Here is a 19,431-nt window from a genome sequence, read left to right on the forward strand (position 1 = left end):
GTTATTATAACACATCAAACTCCGTGACCCAGAATTTTCACCTCCGGCAAAATACACTTGGGCATCATTCCGTGAACTCCTTTTTGGGGATTGTTGACAGCCTGCGTAATCCGAAAATTTACCGCAAGCGAACAGAAAACATAAGCATCTTCTTCTTTGAAACCTGCAAACTTTTGCAGCCAATAAACCGTCTGTTTTACCGCCATCTCAAACGCTTCATCTAATGTTCTACCAAATCCCATAATCACAATATGAGTGGGCGTTTCCGCAAACGGAAATATCAGAAATAAATCCTTGCGTAAGATGATTTGAATAGTGCCGTTCATCGAAGTTTCAATCGCAGTACCGTCAACTTCACCATCTCCTTGTGCCGAATGTCCGTCGCCGATGGACAGTAAACCGCCGCGAAGAAAAACAGGTAAAAATAACCGCGTTCCTGGTTGGAGTTCCTGATTGTCCATATTGCCGCCGTAGCGCTCTGGAGGAATAGAAGAACGGTTGATTTCTGCATTGGCAACGCCGATAATTCCAAAAAAAGGATGCAGGGGAATCCGAATGCCGCTACCTGCGGGAAATTCAGCAATTTTTTGCTCTAAATCTAGCGGAATAAACCGCAATTTAGGTTCGGGGAAATATTCAGGCAAAGCTCCCCATCCGGCGCGAATTGCATTAAATCCTACTGGTAAACTCGGGTAAACATCCTCAATGTGAATTTCTAAAACGTCTCCCGGTTCGGCATTGTTAACATAAATCGGGCCTGTTAGCAAGTGGGGCCCGGGGCCAACTTTGCGGTTGGGAGGCAAATTCTGACAAATATCTAAAAATTCGGGGGTGAGAAATTCGGGCGGCGCCTTGTCAGCAACATAATATCCTGAATAGGTTTCGATATCGATGCGATCGCCCGAATCCACCCTTAAAGCAGGTTCGATCTTGGGAGAAAAACCGCCTAAGTGTACGGTTTTGCAGTTAGCTTTGAGAAGGTGGCGAGTCATGGGATTTTAGATTTTAGATTTTAGATTTTAGATTTTAGATTGAAGGAAGGGTGTTAAGAATGTTATATCGCAACTCTCAATCATTTTTGAGATTTTTTTTAATGAACCGCAGAGGGCGCAGAGGGCGCAGAGAAAGAGAATTCAGAGATAAGAAGAGGTCAAAAAATGGTTGAGGTTTGTTATATGTGAGATTTTTTACTAATTTCTTAACTTTTTGATAACCTTGGTAGTTTAAAATTCAAAGTTGGCGGGGGCGGGTTTATATGTATTTGGGTTGGGAGTTCTATTTTGCTGGTGAAACCCGCCCCTACAAACTAATGACTAATGACTTATGTTAACTCCTTTGCCTAATAAAGTAGAAAGTTCTCAAGGTTATTCTGGTAATCCCTGGTTTTTTGCTGTTTTGATTTTGATTGTCCTATTGCTAGGTTTCATGATGCAATCTTACCTTAACAAACCTCAGCTTTTAACCGATCCGTTTCTGCAATCCCCAACAGCAAGCTCGGTGCGAGTTGTTTGGTTTACCGAGTTTGCTGGGACTCGCAACACGGTTGATTACGGCGAAAATTTGAATGAAATTACGACCGCCAATACTACTAAGCTAAGTCGCACTCGCGAAGACAAAGACTCGCGCATTTCCGATGAAATCAAACAAAGCATAATTGACAGCAATCCAATTGTCCGCGACATCTGGCGGCACGAAGCAGAAGTCCCCAATTTAAAGCCCGGTGTTCGCATTCCTTATCGAGTCACCAGCGAAAGAGAAGACGGCGCATCTGTCAGCAGCAAAGTTTTCACTCTTTCTCCGACACCAGCAGCAGGAATGCCGCTCAAAATTCTCCTCACTTCCGACCATCAATTGATGCCTATGACAGCAGCAAATCTCCAGAAAGTAGCCGAAACAATTGGGAGAGTTGACGCGGTTTTTATGGCAGGAGATTTAATTAATATACCCGATCGCGCTTCTGAATGGTTCGACGACTACCGAGGCCGCGCCTTCTTTCCGACTCTGCAAGGTCGCGCATTTTCAGAACTGGACAAAAACGGCATCAAAACCGTTTACAGCGGCGGCGAACTGATCCAACACGCGCCTTTATTTCCCGCCATTGGGAACCATGAAATCATGGGTAGGTTTGCAACCAACAGCACACTCGGCGACCAATTTAACGATCCTTTTCCCCGCGCTGCTGCCGAGAAAATCTACGCTCAACGTGCTGCCTCTTTGAATCCCAATAATGACTCTTCTGTGCGGGAAATATGGCTAAAAAACAATACTTTTAATAGCGATACCTATGACGAAATTTTCAATTTACCTGGAGGCAAAAACTACTATGCTGTGACTTTTGGGGACGTGCGGTTAGTGACTTTGTACGTTGCGAATATCTGGCGGACTCCGAATTTAGATCCGGGTGCTAGAGGCAGGTATCGCGAACGAAACGAAGATTTTAATAATCCCGAAAAATGGGGATACGGACAGCATATTTTTGAGCCTATTGTCAAGGGTAGCGCTCAATATACTTGGCTGCAAAAAGAGTTAAAAAGTTCGGAATTCCAGCAGGCAAAATATAAAATTGTGATGTTTCACCACCCGCCGCATTCTCTGGGTGACAATATTGTACCTGCTTATACCGACCCTGTGCAAATAGTCGATCGCGCTCTCGATGGCGAGATTAAAATGGTGCGTTACGAGTATCCGAAACAGCAAGATTATCTGATTCGGGATGTAGTGCCGTTGCTAGAAACAGCGGGGGTGCAGTTGGTATTTTACGGACATTCGCACTTGTGGAATCGGTTTGTAAGTTCCAGCGGAATGCACTTTTTGGAGACTTCTAATGTGGGCAACAGTTACGGTGCTTTTGTGGGGGAAAAGCGCCGATTTGTGCCGCCGGGATATCGGGAAGATTACAGCGCTATTGGAGACCCGAACGGATTGGAACCTGTGGTGCCGACTGTTGCACCTTTGTTGGGAGAAGACGGGCGGCCGCTGCCGTATATTGATAGCAACGATATTACCGCTTTTACTATTTTTGATACGGGGGAGGGTACGGTTAGCAGCTACTATTTTGATACGCGGAAACCGGAGTCGGAAGTGGTGAAGTTTGATGAGTTTAAGTTGAAAAATTCGCCATCAAGCTTAAAAATCCGTAAAAATTAAAAGCGCTCGTTTTCATAATCGATAAATTAGTTACTGCTATGATAACTTAACGCTTCTGACTTCTGCTATACTTAGGTATACTGTATCCAAATTAAACTTACCCAGTAGAGCGCGGTCATGCCTGAACTAAACCTCTTAGAAAAACAAGAAGAAGTAAGCTTTGAGGAGGAAGATGAAGCTCTAGATTATGAGCTTGAATCTAATGGTAATCCCAAATCAGTATTAGACGAAATTTCAGAAATTATAGTAGCTGGGAATGACTGGACGACAGCCACCATACTCGATCAACTTGTTCGTGACAATATTCAACTTAATCCAAGATTTCAAAGACGAGATGCTTGGGATATAACTCGCAAAAGCAGGTTTATTGAATCAATTTTTCTAGGATTTCCCATTCCAGATATAGTTTTGGCTTCTCAAGATAAAAAGCGCGGAAAATTTGTAGTTCTTGACGGCAAGCAACGCTTGCTTACGATTCTGCAATTTTATGGAAGGAGCGAAACTCCCAACGATAGTTTTGCTTTGAAAAACTTAGAATTTAGACCTGAACTCAATGGTTGTACGCATGAGGCTCTAAAAAACGATCTTCTCCATAGTTCTGTACTTGATGCACTCGATAATCAAACTCTTCGTACTACATTGATTCGGAATTGGCATACAGAAAGTTTACTCTACAAAATTTTTCTCCGTCTGAATGTAGAAAATACTCCGCTATCTCCACAAGAACTCAGGCAAGCATTGCATCCAGGTGATTTCATCAATTTTTTAGATGACGAATCAATTAAAAATCAGGCTTTAAGAAAAATACTTAAATCCCAAAATCCCGATCCTCGGATGCGCGATGTCGAATTATTACTGCGATATGTAGGATTCCATCATTTTTTATCCGATTATCGCGGTAATCTTAAAGTGTTCCTGGATATGACTTGCAAAAAACTCAACAAGGATTGGAAAGAGAAAGAAACTGAGGTCAGATATACAGTTAGCCAATTTGAAAAGGCAGTGCAAACAACCACTACAATATTTGGAGAAGAAAATATATTTCGCGTGTGGTTGAGTAGTTCTAATACTTACCGAGGCAAGTTTAATCGAGCTATTTTAGATGTAATGGTTTTTTATTTTTCAGATCCAGTTATTAGTGAAGCTGCTGAGAAGAATCCGGCGGGTGTGGAAAAAGCTTTTAAAGAGTTATGTTCATCATCTAATAGCGAATTCAGAGAAGCTGTTGAGAAAAGCACAACTAGCATTCGCGAAACTCATACTCGTCTCTCACTGTGGGGCAAAGCTTTGTTAAAGGTTTTGGATGTAAAGTTTAATGTACCTGAACTCGTAGATAACCATATTATCTTTAACGGTTTGAGGTAAGTTATTGAGAGGTATGCCAAAATCAGTTAGATTTCGTACTCTAACCCAGCAGTTAAATAGGTTAAAAAAACAATTTATTCCTAAGATTAATCCTCTAGGTTTATATTCCGAGCGGCAGCTAGCCTTAACTCTTGCCTACCGAGTTTTAGTTCATGCCGAAATTGAGGCTTATTTTGAGGACAGAGTTTGGGAAGTAGCCCTTAATGCTAAAAAGAATTGGGATAGTCAGGGTAAGACTTGCCGTACTTTAATCTGCTTGCTTGGCTTTTCTGGTCAAATGATGGAAGCACCACCAGATACACTGACTCCAACTAAGGGAAGTAAAGCTTTGCCACCGGAAAAAATAAAAGTAAACAAAAAAATAGATTTAGCTATTAATAGTTTTAAGCGAAGCATTGACTCGAATCATGGAATCAAAGAAGCTAATCTTATGGTGTTGCTTTTGCCAATAGGAATAGATACCGATGATTTAGATCCTGCTTGGCTGGCTACCATGAATACGTTTGGGGAAGAAAGAGGTGTTGCGGCACATACTTCAGCTACATCCCCGAAAACTATTAGAAGCCTAAATCCTATAAATGAACTGCGGAGGGTAGAGCAAATTATTCAAGGACTTTCGAGGGTGGATGAGCTGATTAATAATTTAATGAGATAAATGAATAAACCGACACCAATTGTCAAGAGTTTAATCTTTTTGGTAGGCTTCTAGCCGGAACTGGCATCTTGCCCGTTCCACAATACTTTATTTTTTTGTGGCACAGGCATCTTGCCTGCGATCAAACAGCTTATTCAGAATGGTGCAAAATTTCAGATTAAACTTTCTCTTTCGCAGGCGGAACCAAACCAGTTTTATTCAAACCCGCATCAATCTGCCTGAGCAATTTAAAATCGTCTTCGGGTAAGGAATTAACAGGCGAGTGTTTTTCCAGAAATGAGAATGCTTGCCGAAATTGACGCGGCCGGGAGTCGATCGCACTATCGAAGTGACAAGGTACAATCCTTTGAAAGTCCCAACTCGCCACTCGATCCACCCAATCGAGAGTTTCCCTGGGCGCGCGGTTGAGAATCAATGTCTGCAAAATCGGCGCGACAAACAACCGCCCTCCTCCCCGCAAAGCCTCAAACGATCGCTCCCAATGGGTTTTCCACTTGAACGGATACAACCCGAAATAAGCTTTCCTAGAGCGTTCTGGCGCTTTGCGTGCGCTGGCAAATACCTCCGACCACGGCGGCACTTCCAGCACGCTAGGCGTAAAATACATGGCAAATAAGGCGATTCTCTGCCACCCTTTGCGGCGATTTTCGTGGGTGTCTGCCACCGTGTCCGAGGCGCTGTCTTTGGCGTGAAACAGCAGCGGGTACGAGTCGAGTTGGATGATCGCGGGCGGATTTTCGGGAATGGAAACTATGGAATCTGTTAACATCAGCGTGCGCGATCGCCTGTGAAATAAGGCAACTTCTGCAAATCTGCCTAAACCGAGGTCGATCGGGCCGAGAATTGCCCAGTCAAATTGATCGGCTAACGGCGTGTTGCTGCTGTCAAACGGCAGTACAGACGTGCGTTTGGCGGGCAAACCCAGCCAACTCAGCGGCAAATTCAGCGGGAAACTCCACTGCTGCGGGGCGACAAACACCTGCGCTTCGGGAAAACACCTCGCAAAGGGGCCGACAAAAACTTTGTGTTCGATGCCCGAAACCGTTGTCAGCAGGATGTACTTAACCTCGCCGTGCTCTGCTACTAACTCCTTTACCAAGCGGATGCACTCAGGAGTCGGTGCAACGGGGGCGTAGACGAGAAGGCCTTCGGGTTCTAATTTAATTACTGTCATCCGAATCGGGACGACAACGTAGAAAATGCCTTGTAGCTGGTCAAAAGTCCAGATTGTGTCCTTGACTATTTCCTTGCGGATGGTGCGCCGCTTGCTGTAGGGATAGAGGGGGACGACCGGCCAAAAGGCCCAAGAATAGTCCCGAGAATCAATCTGTGCTGATGTTGGTATGCCTTCGCCCTCTGCCACTCCGCGCCCCCTTGCTGAATGTTTGTGCGTGCGTGCGATCGAACTGTTTTTATCTTATTTCACTCGTGTTGCGGGGATTCGAGGAGTTGAAAAGGGGTTATGGACGATTCCCTACGGGATAGCGGCGCCGCGCGTGCTTTTGGAATACTCAAGCAAGAATTACGGATGGGGGCTAGAAACCCGGTTTCTACGAGTCACGAGAAATAGAAGGAAGAAACCGGGTTTCACCAGGCCTGGGTGCGAAAACTATTAAACCAACTGTTCAGGATCGATGCCTAACTCCCGCAACCGCGCCGCTAGTCTTTCCTCTCGCTGTTGAGATTCTGTCAGTTGCTGTTGAGATTCTGTCAGTTGCTGTTGAGATTCTATCAGTTGCCGTTCCGCCGCCGTTGCTCTTTCACCCGGACTCAAAATCAACCCTCCTTGGGCAGTAAACCACCGCAACCACAAACGATTCATACTCTTATAAGTGCCTTGCCACCAACCTAAACTCAACTGCAACTCAGGAATAAATAGCCGCCCATCAATTAATTCTGCCGGTTCATAGTGGCCTCCTACAAGATGAAAAGCTCGCAATTCATCCGTGTAGCGACTGAACACAAAATAGTAAGGAATCCGCAAAATTTGTTCGTAAACTTGCCACTTAGTCGGCGGTTCCCCAGCTTGCTGAACAGTCCGCCCTAAATCTTCATCTTCAGTTCCTGGCGATAGCAATTCCACCACCACAAACGGATTTACCCGTTCTTGCCACACTACATAACTCAAACGCATATCGCGCCCTTGATAAAGCCTTGGCACACCCACCGCAGCAAACCAATCCGGGCGTTTATGCCAGCGCGGTTGTGTTGCATCGTAATACAAATTTAGGTCACTGGCTGTAAAGACTTGTTCCGCATCCCATCCCGGCGGCAAAAACGTGAATTCCAAGAGTTGCGGCTGATCTAAATGAAATGTATCTGGCAAACCGGGCTCCTTTGGGTCTTCGCTAGGTAAATCGTACATTGTTGGCAAACTCTGCCGGGGGTCAAGAGGCGGTTCAGCTTGAGCAGGCGGGTAAGTCGGGAATGTCATAATGAATTCTGAGGTTGCTTATCCTGATATGATTATAACCTTGTGAGAATGTCTTGCATTTCCAAAGAATTCCCATTAACTCTCAATCTCAAATCTCAAATCAAACCTCCAAAATCGATATGACTCAAAACTACCGCATCACTCTTTTACCAGGAGACGGCATCGGCCCTGAAATTATCGCTGTGGCGGTAGATGTCCTGAAACTTGTCGGCAAACAATTGGACATCGGCTTTGAATTTCAAGAAGCTTTAATGGGTGGCGCTGCTATTGACGCAACCGGCAATCCGCTGCCCGAAGAAACACTGGAAAAATGCCGCAACTGCGATGCAGTATTGTTAGCAGCCATTGGCGGTTACAAGTGGGATAATTTGCCCCGCGAACAGCGCCCGGAAACTGGATTATTAGGACTGCGCGCCGAATTGGGATTGTTTGCAAATTTGCGTCCTGCGACTATTTTACCGCAATTGGTTGATGCTTCTAGTTTGAAACGGGAAGTTGTCGAAGGCGTGGATATTATGGTCATCCGTGAACTCACAGGGGGCATTTATTTCGGCAAACCGAAAGGCATTTTTGAGACGGAAACCGGAGAAAAGCGGGGAGTCAATACGATGGCTTATACCGACTCGGAAATTGACAGAATCGGGCGAGTTGCTTTTGAGACTGCCAGGAAGCGGGGCAAAAGGCTGTGTTCCGTTGATAAAGCGAATGTTTTGGACGTTTCGCAACTGTGGCGCGATCGTATTATTGCCCTTTCTTCAGAATATCCCGATGTCGAACTTTCTCACATTTACGTTGACAACGCCGCCATGCAGTTAATTCGCTGGCCGAAACAGTTCGATACGATTGTCACCGGCAATTTATTCGGCGACATTCTTTCCGATGCGGCGGCGATGTTAACTGGTAGCATTGGGATGCTGCCTTCTGCTAGTTTGGGAGCAACCGGGCCGGGAGTTTTTGAACCCGTGCACGGTTCCGCACCGGACATCGCGGGACAAGATAAAGCAAATCCCATCGCCCAAGTTTTAAGCGCGGCAATGATGCTGCGCTACGGCTTAAATCAGCCGGAAGCTGCTAATAAAATCGAGCAAGCAGTTGTCGAAGTTTTGGATCGAGGTTATCGCACTGGCGATATCATGTCAGAAGGCATGAAACTCGTCGGCTGTCGGGCAATGGGCGATGCTTTAATTGAAGTTCTGTAGTAACCGATCGCCGCAACGCAGGTTGCGGTATCGCAAAGGTCGCCACCAATGTCTATGGCGACACTTGCTCCTACTTGTAGGGAACGAGAAATTTCCCACAGCCAAGATAGAGGCTTGATGAAAACAGGTTAAATCACAAGAGAGAAGTGAATATCTCAGAAACCGTAAACATTTGTCGAGTGAACCACTATCAACCGCAACTTTTTCCAAAGTTCAGCAAAGTGATTTGCTTCCGCGTGTAGTTGACTCCACGATCGCAACAAGCGACAAAAATCCATGCTAAATAATTCTTGTTCAAAAACGCGATCGACATTTTGCAAAACCAATATCAAAGGTACAGTCTGTTTTTTAAATAAATAGTCCTCGAAGTAAGTTTTAGTGTTATCGTGTTCGTCCTACAAATCGCTATCCCAAAAGTCTGCTAATTTGTTTTCTAAACCCAAACATTTGGCAACACTAATACAAAACCCTTGCAAGAATTTTTGACAATCGCAGTCCTGGACGCAGAACCGACCTATTATGATAACATAGATCCCTTCCAGCAGCGGAAATTACGGAGAGCGTTTTAGAATATGAATGGCGTGCAGTTGAATATAAAGAAGATACTTAAGTAGATAAAGAGGAATATATACAATCTCAGGATGTAAATGTTTGCTCTCTGTCAGTGCGGTCTTACAAAAGATTAACCAATCTTGACATCGGGAATTTCCTATATTAATATTATTGTAAATGAGTAGATAATCGCTGTTTGGCTAAATTATCTAAACTGCGTAAACCAGGAGAGCGATCGCTCTTATTACTTTTATTCAAGTCTGAGGATATTGACTGGTGAAAAAAATAATTCTTTTTGTACTTGCCTTCATATTCAGCGCATTTGTAACCCCAATTGTGAGGTATTACTTAACTGCAATTCTCAGAAGTGTGGCGGCACCAGAGTGGCTGATTGGTGTTTTAGTTCTTGTGGTGACTTGGTTCATTATCTGTGTTCTGTTACTGTTGGTGTTTGCCAAACCTTTGATCCTTCAAGACCTCTCAAAGGATCAAGAGTTCGTACCAGTCGATGCCAATGAATTTCCGCAACTAGATATCAACTCGTTGCAGCGGTATACTGACGCGCTAGAATCCGCAGGTTTTGTCCAACTTATCGATTTCACAATTGTTAGTAAAAATAGAGGTTTTGCTAGACTCTTTGTTCATCCACAACATTATTGCTGGGCGGAAGTGGGTCAGATATTTTTGAAAAGCAAAAAGCCCATGCCTATAGGAGCCAGTATCATAAGTTCCCTAAAACCCGACTGGTCATTATCTACTACCGATAAGAAAGTAAGCGGTTTTCTATGGGGTATAATGTATATGTGGCGTCAACCTCGGACTTTGTGGATTAGCAAGCCTGGTATTAGTTCGACCAAACTTTTACAAACACATTTGCAGCGACTCGGACAAATTGTTAGTACACTTAACCTAGAAGTAACGGAATTGACCGATACTTCACCAGACTTTTACTTTGCTTTGGAACGGGAAGCAAGGATTAAACGCAAACAGGCTCTCCAGCACAAAAATATAATTGTTGGTGTTGTAGAAGCTTTACTTTTTGCGGTGAATTCGAAGCAGGAGTGGATGGGCGAATATGGGGATGCGGTAGCAACAAAAATGCGGTCAGGACGTTAGAAACATAACACTTTTTATACGATTTGCAACTGCACGTTCTGCAACTTGCAAATTGCTTTCAACACTTGCGCCAACAAGAGCGATCGATCTCTATCAATCAAATTCAATTCCGGTAAAATCTGATAAGTGCAAGGATTTCCCCGCGTCACCCGCACAAACCGATAACTTTCGCCATTCGTCGTCAATCCCCAAACAGACGATTGCTGCTGCAAACTTTTATAAGTATAAGTCAGGAGTTGCGGCAAACCAGTCAAAGGTGCGATCGCACTATTTTTCGCCTCCACTACCAAAATCCAAAACTGTGCAGCCGCGAGCTCTGCATCCGGCTGATTTACGGCTAAAACATCCAAGCGCCCTTTAATTAAAGTATCCCCATCCTCAACCTCGATCGGGATGCTATCTTCCATTGTCAGCACGATCGGAATATCAAAAAATCCTGCTAATCTCATTAACGGTGAAAGCACTAAAAATTTAACGAGTTCTTCTGAAACTTTTCCTGCGGATAAGTAGCGTCGAAAGTCAGTTCTAATTTTTAATATTTCCTGCTGTTCTAATTCTGACAGCGGTTCCAAAGAGAAAAAATCGGTGAAGGCGTCTCCTTCTCGTTCTTCCAATTTGAGAAGGCGGCGAACGTCATTTAGCGAGAGTTGGCTTGCTTCCAAATTTTGCGTCATGGCTTTTGTGCGATCGGCTGTTAATGTCAATTATAAAAGCATTACCATCGGATTTGTTATGATATAATCATACCAGATATGGCTCCTGTAAATCGGGTAGATTGTATGAAAGCAATTAAAGTGATGGCAACGATCGACGATCGAGGACAATTGTGCGTTGGTGAACCGCTCAAGTTATATCGAAACAGCCGAGCCGAAGTAATTGTGCTGGTTCCCGAAGTAACAGAAATTAATAAAGAGAAGCAATCTCATGAAGCCAACCACCAAACCACGCAACTAGAAGACTACTTCAACTTCCTAAGACCAGATGATATTCGGCTCAAAGGTTCCCGCATTGGCATCGAAACCATTCTCTATGAATACCTGTTTCGCGCTCGAACTGCCGAAGAAATCGCTAACATTTATACATCGCTCACCCTCGAACAAGTTTATGCGACCATTTTGTACTACCTGCACAACAAAGAAGCAGTCGGTAAATACATAACCGAATGGCTGGAATGGGGCGAAAAAATGCGAGAAGAACAACGTCGCAATCCTCGTCCAGTATATGAAAAAATCCGCAAACTGAGAGCAGAAAGAGATGCAAGGAGAAAGGCTGATGGCAATCCAGTATCTCTTTGATGAAAATGTCGATACTGCGTATGTCAATCAAATTCGCAGACGCAATCCCGATATGGTTGTTCTAGCAGTGGGAGAACTAACAGCACCTTCCAAAGGCACTCTCGATCCAGAAATTCTTATTTGGTGCGAAATCCACAATTTCATTCTTGTTACCAACAACCGTCGGTCTATGCCCGTTCATTTAACAGATCATCGAGAGCAAAATCGCCATATCCCAGGAATCTTCATCTTAAATTCCAAGCTGAGTATAGGTCAAAATATTGACGAACTGATTTTGATTTATGAAGGATCGTTTGATGATGAGTACCAAGATAAAATTGAGCATTTACCGCTACCATAATTTCTAATACAGTCCCAACATTTACAAAATTCCCCAAAGTCTTAAGGAAAATAAACATACTTTTGCCCCAAATTATGCAAACAATAGTTAAAAAGACTAACCGAAGTTAAAGTTAAAAGCAATGTCACAAGATACGATCGAATCAATTCTGCATGAAAAACGCCTATTTCAGCCGCCCGCTGAATTCTCTCAAAAAGCTCACATCAAAAGCCTAGAAGAGTACCAAGCCCTCTACGACAAAGCCAAAGCTGACCCCCAAGCATTCTGGGCAGAACTTGCCGCCCAAGAATTGCACTGGTTCCAAAACTGGGATACCGTGCTCGACTGGCAACCGCCTGTTGCTAAATGGTTTGTCAACGGTAAAATAAACATTTCTTACAATTGTCTCGATCGCCACTTAACCACTTGGCGCAAAAATAAAGCCGCCCTGATTTGGGAAGGCGAACCCGGAGACTCGCGCACCCTCACCTACGCGCAACTCCACCGCGAAGTCTGCCAAATGGCGAACGTCATCAAACAATTGGGAGTCCAAAAGGGCGATCGCGTCGGCATTTATATGCCGATGATTCCCGAAGCTGCGATCGCCATGCTAGCCTGCGCCAGAATCGGTGCAGTACACAGCGTTGTTTTTGGCGGTTTTAGTGCAGAAGCATTGCGCGATCGGCTTAACGACGGCGAAGCAAAACTCGTCATCACCGCTGACGGAGGCTTCCGCAAAGATACCGCCGTCGGTCTCAAAATACAAGTAGACAAAGCACTAGCAAATAATGCCGTACCCAGCATTACCAACGTTCTGGTAGTTCAGCGCACCAAACAGCAAATTGAGATGGAACCGGGGCGCGATATTTGGTGGCACGAATTGCAAAAAGATGCCTCGGCAAATTGTCCGGCAGAACCGATGGATAGCGAAGATTTGCTGTTCATTCTTTACACTTCTGGAAGTACCGGAAAACCCAAAGGAGTCGTCCATACAACGGGCGGTTACAACCTTTACACCCACATGACAACCAAGTGGATATTCGACCTCCAAGATACCGATGTTTACTGGTGTACTGCTGATGTCGGCTGGATTACCGGACACAGTTACATAGTCTACGGGCCGCTGTCCAACGGTGCGACAACTTTAATGTATGAAGGTGCTCCTCGCCCTTCAAATCCCGGCTGTTTTTGGGATGTAATTGAAAAATACGGCGTCACAGTTTTCTATACTGCACCCACCGCAATTCGCACCTTTATGAAAATGGGCGAACAATTGCCAAATGCCAGAGATTTGTCATCTTTACGATTGTTAGGAACTGTCGGCGAACCGATTAATCCTGAAGCTTGGATGTGGTATCAGCGCGTAATTGGCAACTCGAATTGCCCGATCGTCGATACTTGGTGGCAAACAGAAACCGGGGGAATTATGATTACCGCTTTGCCCGGTGCAATTCCTACAAAACCCGGTTCTGCAACCCTACCGTTCCCCGGAATTGTGGCTGATGTTGTTGACCAAGATGGCGAACCAGTAACTAACGAAAGCGGCGGTTATTTAGTGGTAAAACATCCTTGGCCGGGAATGATGCGGACGCTTTACAACGATGCCGATCGTTTCCGCCGCACTTATTGGGAATATTTGCAACCGAAAGATGGCGAATTTGTGTACTTTGCAGGAGACGGCGCGCACAAGGACAAAGACGGCTATTACTGGGTAATGGGCCGCGTTGACGACGTGATTAATGTGGCCGGACACCGACTCGGCACGATGGAAGTTGAGTCAGCTTTGGTATCGCATCCAGCGGTGGCGGAAGCTGCGGTTGTTGGCAAACCCGACGAGATTAAAGGAGAGGAAATTGTCGCCTTTGTCACGCTGGACAACTCGCAGCAACCTAGCGATGAATTGGCTAAGGAATTGAAGCAGCACGTTGTTAAGGAAATTGGGGCGATCGCCCGTCCGGGAGAAATTCGATTTACCGATGCTTTGCCGAAAACGCGAAGCGGGAAGATTATGCGCCGATTGCTGCGTTCTTTGGCGGCGGGACAAGAGGTTTCTGGGGATACTTCGACCTTGGAAGACCGGACGGTTTTGGATAAATTGCGCGGCGGTTCGTAGGGTAATTTTTTTAAGGGTAGGTTCTTAATAGCAGTAGGGTGCACGACCGGGCGCACCTTACTCTTTCTCCTTATGCTATGTTAGATATTTTTACTGTAGCAATGAATTATTTGGCTCATCTATTCTTATCAGAAGGCACGCCAGAATCCCTGATTGGCAACCTCTTAGGAGATTTTGTCAAAGGTTCGGCAGTCAACCTTTATCCCGAGGAAATTAGAAAGGGCATCGATTTGCACCGCAAAGTAGATAGCTACACGGACTCTCACGCAATAGTGCGATCGAGTAAAAGCCTTGTTTGTGCCCAGAGACGCAGGTTTGCCGGAGTTTTAATTGACGTGTTTTACGACCACTTCTTAGCTAAAAATTGGCTGGAATATTCAGAAATTCCGCTCCGCGATTTTTCTCGCGATGTCTATAAAGTCCTGCAAGACAACCGCGATATATTGCCTGAATCTCTCCAGCGGGTACTGCCAACAATAATTGCCGGCGACTTGCTTTCATCTTATCAGGAAATTGCCGAAATCGGCATCACTCTTACAAGAATGTCTGCCCGAATCAAGCGGACAAATAACTTGGCAAGCGGCATAGAAGATTTGACGGCTAACTATCAGCGCTTAGAATCTGATTTTCGGGATTTTTTCCCCGATTTGATCGAATACGCCACAGTTGACAAATATTAATACAAACAACAAAAATTACAGTTGCTATTAATAGCGGACTCGTGTATAATTCAACCGATACCTGCATGAAATCTCAAGTGCAACAGGGTTCACAATATGGCAACCAGAATTCCGAACCTGCAAGTAACTAAAGTAGTTGATGGCGACAGCATCAAAATTTCTCTCAACGGCAAAACCGAGTCTCTGCGACTGATTTGCGTCGATACAGAAGAAAGTAATTCGGGAGGCTCCAAACCTGTAACTGCAGCGGGCAAAGCAGCTTCGGAAATGGCTAAAAAATACTTCGCGACAGCAGATGGTAAACTTGCTCAAATTGACCTAGAATTTGATACAGACGATTCAGTTGAAGTTGCTCTACAAAAACACCGCGACAACTACGGGCGTCTCCTGTGTTACGTACATAAAGATGGAGAAAATTACAATCTAAAACTGATTGCAGAAGGTTGGAGTCCCTACTTTGTAAAATACGGGCGCTCCCGATTGTATCACCGACAAATGACTGAGGCAGAATCGGCGGCAAAAGCTTACAATCTGATGATTTGGAATCCGATTACCAATGCCAAAGTTCCCTCTCGCAACTATGCTAATTTACTGCCTTGGTGGTCGATGCGAGGCTCAATTGTTGAAGAGTTTCGGTTGGCCGAAGCAACGACAGGAGCGCTTTCTTTGAGATTGCACTACCCGAAAATCTTAGCGGCTTCTGAGAGAGCTAAATCTATTACTATTTTCTGCGATTTGCAAGCGGGAATTAATAAATGGATCGCCGGGAGCGCTCTGATTTATGCTGGTTCGGTTTATCATAAATTAGATTTGTGGATACCGGATGCTCAAACTGAGACGATGGCACCTTTAAAGCGGCTGATTGACAAGCGTTATGCTGGTCAAGGACGCGGCTACGTTTATATTAGCGGGAAGGTAGAACAGTACAAAGGGAAGCCTCAAATTGTTTTGAGAGATATCAAACAACTTTCGGATTTTCCCCGATAATATTTAAACCACACTTTATTTCATCCATCTTTTTTACGGTTTCTAATGTTCTTCGGAAGTACGATCGCAAAACACAAAAAAATAGAGGATGATGCTAGGAAGCTATCGCCCTCTATTTAGCCACGATATTCTATTTATCAAGAGATGCAGGAACATTTATTGCTGCATTGAAGGAGTATCAAAAAATCGACATCCTAATGGATTTGTGCGTGCAGATTGATTTTGAGGAGTTGTTATAGGAGGACTAGAGCTAGAAGGTGTGCTATTCAATTCTGAGACGGTAAAAGATTTAGAAATGTTAGGATTTTTCCCCAGATCGCTCGCAGGAGTTTTAGCAACATCTGCTGACTCGGTACTTGTGATATCCTGTGTTTCAGTTACATTGATCCGGGATTTGACAGTCGTTTGTGCCTGACACGGATAGGCAGTCATAGCAGAAATTACAGCACAGCCCAGAAACCCAAGATAGCCCGTTGATTTAATCATATTTATCTAAACCTAAACTTAAAGAACTATTAGTAATGCTCCTGATAATAGATTAAGTTAGGAAAACTTATGTTTCAAGCGTGTTTATGCGTATTTTTTTAAACTTAATAATTAGGTATTTGTATGTAGGAAAAAAAGATAAAAACGGGGAAATTACTACTAAATGTAAAGTTGCAGTAAAGATAGCGGGTTTTTACTGAGAAAAAATCTTAGGAAATCCCGCTGGGGTTTTAATCACTGCCTGCTGACCGAAGAACATATTTCTCGCTTAACAGGCAGGATGCCTCTTTGACAAAATTAAATTTTCTTGTGGGCTGTTCCGGGCGGGTTCACCAAAATTGTTTGCAATTCGCGATCGATCTACTAAACCCGCCCTCACAGCATTAGACTCTTAAAAAGAAAATGAAGTTCTCAGTACACCAACTGAGATCGGGTCGCTATCGGGAGTGTGACCGGGTTGAAAAATCAAGATCAATCCAGGGGTGACGCTGATATTATCATTCACCTGCCAGCGGTAAAATACCTCTACATGAGTAGTCGTTCCGGGTTGCCCGCCCGATCGCCCTAAACCCGTATCTAAAAAATCAGGAACGTTATTGCCTGTAGGTAAATTGCTGCTGACAATTTTAGGCGGTTGCCCGATATAAATTCCTCCTAAACTTCCTGATTTAAACAAATCGGGAAAATTTACAAAAACCATATAATTTGTAGTTGCTACTGTACCAGATTTACCCGGAATGCGAGAATTAGTATAACCAGCCCAACCTCCCACAGAAACTCGCGATGAAAGGCGCCAATTTAAACTGGCTCCCACTGCATTGGTTTGCAGAGATGCTGACTTATTTGTGCTAGGATTTATAGCAGTTAATTGGCCATCGCCCGCCAAATTAATCAGATTACCGTTAGGCGAATAATCGTTAACATAATACACAGTAACATCAACTGGATCGGCTGGTGTCAGAGTTAGTTGTACCCCCAATGTATTGTGTCCTTTAGACCCGTTAGAGCTGACAAAAAATCCGGGAATGTTAGTAGAATAAACTGCTTGCAAACTGGCTCGATTCGCAAATTGCCAGTCAATGCCGATGCCGCCTAAACCCAAACCAGTGTTCAAAATTGGGTTTCTTTGGGCGAAGGCAGAAAGGGGGCCGGAAGCTGCACTTTCAGCCCGATTCGGCCCTCGAAAACCGGTAACCAGGTTAACTCCTGCTGTCCCTGCAAACACTGCCAATTTGTCGCCGACCAGAAAGCGGTAGTTGAGGTCGCTGAGAGTTAATCCAGAAGTTTCGGCTAAATTATAAGCAAGGTTTACGTCTTCGGTTAATTGTGGTGAAGTACCTCCGTTCTGGTTGTAAAAACCGATTAATAAGTTACTGCGAGGACTAAATTGAGTGGTTAAGTAGAATTGATTTAGGTTGATAATGTTGACATTTGTACCGGGGTCTTTGGTATCTCTTTTGCCGTCTCTGGGAGCGCGGTCTGCACGGTTGGGTGTGCGCCCTTGTATTCCAAAAACGGTGAATCCCGATAGCTTAGTTGTTGTTGAAAATTGATTGGCTTCTAGTTCGGTAGCTCGCGCTTCTAGAAGGTCGGTTCGACCTCGCAGGGTGGCAATTTCGGCTGCAAATTCTTCTTGCAATTTTTGCACTTTTATCAAGTCATTTCGGTTGACTTGGTTTTGGGTTTGTTTGGCGATCGACTCGCGGATTTTATCTAAACAAGCATTGACTCCGGCTGCAAATTCATAGCGGGTGAGGGCGCGGTTTCCGCGATAGGTTCCGTCGGGGTATCCAGCTATGCAGCCGTATCTTTCTACTAAGGATTGCAGTGCTTGAAATGCCCAGTCTGTGGGCTGTACGTCGCTGAGTTGGGAAACAGATGTAACTTGTTCTATTGAGTTTTCAGTAGGGTAAATTAATGGGGGATTTGCTAATTTATTTTCTTCAATTAACGGAGGTATTTCTGCGGGCTGCGTTTCGCTGGCTTCGGATATGTGAGTTTCTATCTCACTCGCCATAGGTAGGGGCGGCTCCGATGTGGGGTTTATCGGTGAAGTTACATCTACATTGTGAGCATTTTCGACTAATTTGCGATCGGGATTACGATCGAAATTATCCGGTAGATTATTTGTCGGTGCGGGTAATTGATACCATTCATTAACTGGATCTTCGGAATTTGCACTATTTGCTGTTGTTTCAGGATCGGTCGTTTCTGCTAAGGCTGAAATGCTGAATAATGCCTGCAATCCGAATCCTACTATTAAGCTGCTAAGGATTTTCCAAATTTGTCGATCGCACTTGTGATTTTTCATTTTATTATACTTTGTTAAGATTTGTCCAAAAAAGTGAGAAAAAAGGCGATTTACTACGGGATAGCTACCCTTCACGCACTATTCTAGATGAAGGGCGATCGTAAATTCCGTTCCTTCTCCCAAAACCGACGAACAAGTCAAACTGTCGCCCTCGGTTTCTTCCACTATGTGACGGCTGATTGACAATCCGGTTCCCGTTCCTTTCCCAACAGATTTTGTAGTGAATGAAGAGTCAAAAATCTGCGATATTATTTCCTCAGACACTCCTGTGTCATTGTCTTTGATTTTAATCAAAATATCTCGCTCTTGCTCATATAACTAAGTAGTAATAGTGTAGTAATAGTAATGATGTTGGGTGCGGATGTAATCGATGCAAAAATACACCTTTGCTTAGCTTTTTATCAATCATCGAGCGCCTTTTTTAGTACCAGTCATAAACACCGGATTCAGTTCTAATAGCATTTAAACAAACTAATCTAGCCATAATTTTTGATAAGTTGAATAGCCGAACGGTTATTATTGGTCTTCAAACGGTGCTGCAAAATCATCAAAGTGCTATCAATTCCTTCCCGGATATCGGCTAACACTTTATACTAGCTGTCCGCACTGGAAAAAGTGCCGAGCGAGTTATCGCTTAACATCGTTAGGAGGGAAACGCGATCAATTTTTTTAGCGATCGCCAATTTTTTTAAGTTCTGTATCATTACGGTTGACAAAACAAAAATATTAAGTATATTTAACTTATTTTAACCCGTTAATACTATAATACTCT

The 19,431-nt window shown here is 44.2% G+C and carries 17 protein-coding genes and 1 pseudogene; 10 read left to right on the forward strand and 8 right to left on the reverse strand.

Annotated features, from left to right (window positions below; genetic code table 11):
- Positions 1-14: 14 nt before the first annotated feature.
- Positions 15-992 carry an acetamidase/formamidase family protein gene (locus QUA02_RS07115; RefSeq protein WP_333026317.1) on the reverse strand — a complete coding sequence of 326 codons (978 nt, stop codon included), beginning with the start codon at positions 990-992 and terminating at the stop codon, positions 15-17.
- Between the two features lie 331 nt (positions 993-1,323).
- Between QUA02_RS07115 and QUA02_RS07120 the strand changes: the two genes are divergently transcribed.
- From QUA02_RS07120 to QUA02_RS07130, 3 genes are all read left to right on the forward strand, one after another.
- A complete protein-coding gene (locus QUA02_RS07120) occupies positions 1,324-3,147 on the forward strand; it encodes a purple acid phosphatase family protein (RefSeq protein WP_333026318.1) in 1,824 nt (607 codons plus the stop codon).
- Positions 3,148-3,264: 117 nt separating this feature from the next.
- A complete protein-coding gene (locus QUA02_RS07125; RefSeq protein ID WP_333026319.1) occupies positions 3,265-4,512 on the forward strand; it encodes a GmrSD restriction endonuclease domain-containing protein in 1,248 nt (415 codons plus the stop codon).
- Between the two features lie 13 nt (positions 4,513-4,525).
- Positions 4,526-5,167 (forward strand): HEPN domain-containing protein, encoded by a 642-nt coding sequence (locus QUA02_RS07130; RefSeq protein ID WP_333026320.1) that lies wholly within the window; start codon positions 4,526-4,528, stop codon positions 5,165-5,167.
- A 157-nt stretch (positions 5,168-5,324) separates the two neighbouring features.
- Here the strand turns inward: QUA02_RS07130 and QUA02_RS07135 are convergent, their stop codons facing one another.
- Entirely contained in the window at positions 5,325-6,530 is a 1,206-nt protein-coding gene (locus tag QUA02_RS07135; protein ID WP_333026322.1) for a DUF4336 domain-containing protein, read from the reverse strand.
- 249 nt (positions 6,531-6,779) lie between these two features.
- Positions 6,780-7,601, reverse strand: coding sequence for a Uma2 family endonuclease (locus QUA02_RS07140; protein ID WP_333026323.1), 822 nt, complete (start codon positions 7,599-7,601; stop codon positions 6,780-6,782).
- Positions 7,602-7,720: 119 nt separating this feature from the next.
- On the opposite strand from QUA02_RS07140, the gene leuB reads away from it, so the two are divergent.
- Positions 7,721-8,800, forward strand: a complete 1,080-nt coding sequence (gene leuB, locus QUA02_RS07145) for a 3-isopropylmalate dehydrogenase (protein ID WP_333026325.1) — start codon at positions 7,721-7,723, stop codon at positions 8,798-8,800.
- 155 nt (positions 8,801-8,955) lie between these two features.
- Here the strand turns inward: leuB and QUA02_RS07150 are convergent.
- A pseudogene (locus tag QUA02_RS07150) lies at positions 8,956-9,174 on the reverse strand (AAA-like domain-containing protein); the annotation flags it as partial.
- Positions 9,175-9,628: 454 nt separating this feature from the next.
- On the opposite strand from QUA02_RS07150, the gene QUA02_RS07155 reads away from it, so the two are divergent.
- Positions 9,629-10,468 (forward strand): hypothetical protein, encoded by an 840-nt coding sequence (locus QUA02_RS07155; RefSeq protein WP_333026326.1) that lies wholly within the window; start codon positions 9,629-9,631, stop codon positions 10,466-10,468.
- A 14-nt stretch (positions 10,469-10,482) separates the two neighbouring features.
- Here QUA02_RS07155 and QUA02_RS07160 read toward each other — a convergent pair whose 3' ends face one another.
- Positions 10,483-11,142, reverse strand: a complete 660-nt coding sequence (locus QUA02_RS07160) for a restriction endonuclease subunit R (RefSeq protein WP_333026390.1) — start codon at positions 11,140-11,142, stop codon at positions 10,483-10,485.
- A 105-nt stretch (positions 11,143-11,247) separates the two neighbouring features.
- Between QUA02_RS07160 and QUA02_RS07165 the strand changes: the two genes are divergently transcribed.
- The 5 genes from QUA02_RS07165 (at position 11,248) to QUA02_RS07185 (ending at position 15,862) form a co-directional block, all read left to right on the forward strand.
- Positions 11,248-11,763: a DUF433 domain-containing protein gene (locus QUA02_RS07165; RefSeq protein WP_445305149.1), complete on the forward strand. Its 516-nt coding sequence runs from the start codon at positions 11,248-11,250 to the stop codon at positions 11,761-11,763.
- Positions 11,741-12,103: a DUF5615 family PIN-like protein gene (locus QUA02_RS07170; protein ID WP_333026328.1), complete on the forward strand. Its 363-nt coding sequence runs from the start codon at positions 11,741-11,743 to the stop codon at positions 12,101-12,103. Before QUA02_RS07165 ends, QUA02_RS07170 begins: the two co-directional genes overlap by 23 nt.
- A 121-nt stretch (positions 12,104-12,224) precedes the next feature.
- Positions 12,225-14,195 carry an acetate--CoA ligase gene (gene acs / locus QUA02_RS07175; RefSeq protein ID WP_333026329.1) on the forward strand — a complete coding sequence of 657 codons (1,971 nt, stop codon included), beginning with the start codon at positions 12,225-12,227 and terminating at the stop codon, positions 14,193-14,195.
- A gap of 77 nt (positions 14,196-14,272) precedes the next feature.
- Complete coding sequence (locus tag QUA02_RS07180; protein WP_333026330.1) at positions 14,273-14,875, forward strand: acyl carrier protein phosphodiesterase; 603 nt, start codon at positions 14,273-14,275, stop codon at positions 14,873-14,875.
- 96 nt (positions 14,876-14,971) lie between these two features.
- On the forward strand, positions 14,972-15,862 hold the full coding sequence (locus tag QUA02_RS07185) for a thermonuclease family protein (protein ID WP_333026331.1): 891 nt from the start codon (positions 14,972-14,974) through the stop codon (positions 15,860-15,862).
- 156 nt (positions 15,863-16,018) lie between these two features.
- On the opposite strand, the gene QUA02_RS07190 is transcribed toward QUA02_RS07185, so the two are convergent.
- The 3 genes from QUA02_RS07190 to QUA02_RS07200 all read right to left on the reverse strand — a co-directional run bounded on the left by QUA02_RS07190 (position 16,019) and on the right by QUA02_RS07200 (position 18,953).
- Complete coding sequence (locus QUA02_RS07190) at positions 16,019-16,348, reverse strand: hypothetical protein (RefSeq protein ID WP_333026333.1); 330 nt, start codon at positions 16,346-16,348, stop codon at positions 16,019-16,021.
- A gap of 391 nt (positions 16,349-16,739) precedes the next feature.
- Positions 16,740-18,659, reverse strand: a complete 1,920-nt coding sequence (locus QUA02_RS07195) for an iron uptake porin (RefSeq protein WP_333026334.1) — start codon at positions 18,657-18,659, stop codon at positions 16,740-16,742.
- Between the two features lie 78 nt (positions 18,660-18,737).
- Positions 18,738-18,953 carry an ATP-binding protein gene (locus tag QUA02_RS07200; RefSeq protein ID WP_333026336.1) on the reverse strand — a complete coding sequence of 72 codons (216 nt, stop codon included), beginning with the start codon at positions 18,951-18,953 and terminating at the stop codon, positions 18,738-18,740.
- Between the last annotated feature and the right edge of the window lie 478 nt (positions 18,954-19,431).

Source organism: Microcoleus pseudofavosus SVA1_A4 (genome assembly GCF_036700565.1).
Classification (GTDB): Bacteria; Cyanobacteriota; Cyanobacteriia; order Cyanobacteriales; family Microcoleaceae; genus Microcoleus.

Coding starts and splice junctions, on each gene's coding strand:
- QUA02_RS07115 (WP_333026317.1), bottom strand. CDS start 992: ATGACTCGCCACCTTCTCAAAGCTAACTGCAAAACCGTACACTTAGGC.
- QUA02_RS07120 (WP_333026318.1), top strand. CDS start 1,324: ATGTTAACTCCTTTGCCTAATAAAGTAGAAAGTTCTCAAGGTTATTCT.
- QUA02_RS07125 (WP_333026319.1), top strand. CDS start 3,265: ATGCCTGAACTAAACCTCTTAGAAAAACAAGAAGAAGTAAGCTTTGAG.
- QUA02_RS07130 (WP_333026320.1), top strand. CDS start 4,526: ATGCCAAAATCAGTTAGATTTCGTACTCTAACCCAGCAGTTAAATAGG.
- QUA02_RS07140 (WP_333026323.1), bottom strand. CDS start 7,601: ATGACATTCCCGACTTACCCGCCTGCTCAAGCTGAACCGCCTCTTGAC.
- leuB (WP_333026325.1), top strand. CDS start 7,721: ATGACTCAAAACTACCGCATCACTCTTTTACCAGGAGACGGCATCGGC.
- QUA02_RS07160 (WP_333026390.1), bottom strand. CDS start 11,142: ATGACGCAAAATTTGGAAGCAAGCCAACTCTCGCTAAATGACGTTCGC.
- QUA02_RS07165 (WP_445305149.1), top strand. CDS start 11,248: ATGAAAGCAATTAAAGTGATGGCAACGATCGACGATCGAGGACAATTG.
- QUA02_RS07170 (WP_333026328.1), top strand. CDS start 11,741: ATGGCAATCCAGTATCTCTTTGATGAAAATGTCGATACTGCGTATGTC.
- acs (WP_333026329.1), top strand. CDS start 12,225: ATGTCACAAGATACGATCGAATCAATTCTGCATGAAAAACGCCTATTT.
- QUA02_RS07180 (WP_333026330.1), top strand. CDS start 14,273: ATGTTAGATATTTTTACTGTAGCAATGAATTATTTGGCTCATCTATTC.
- QUA02_RS07185 (WP_333026331.1), top strand. CDS start 14,972: ATGGCAACCAGAATTCCGAACCTGCAAGTAACTAAAGTAGTTGATGGC.
- QUA02_RS07190 (WP_333026333.1), bottom strand. CDS start 16,348: ATGATTAAATCAACGGGCTATCTTGGGTTTCTGGGCTGTGCTGTAATT.
- QUA02_RS07195 (WP_333026334.1), bottom strand. CDS start 18,659: ATGAAAAATCACAAGTGCGATCGACAAATTTGGAAAATCCTTAGCAGC.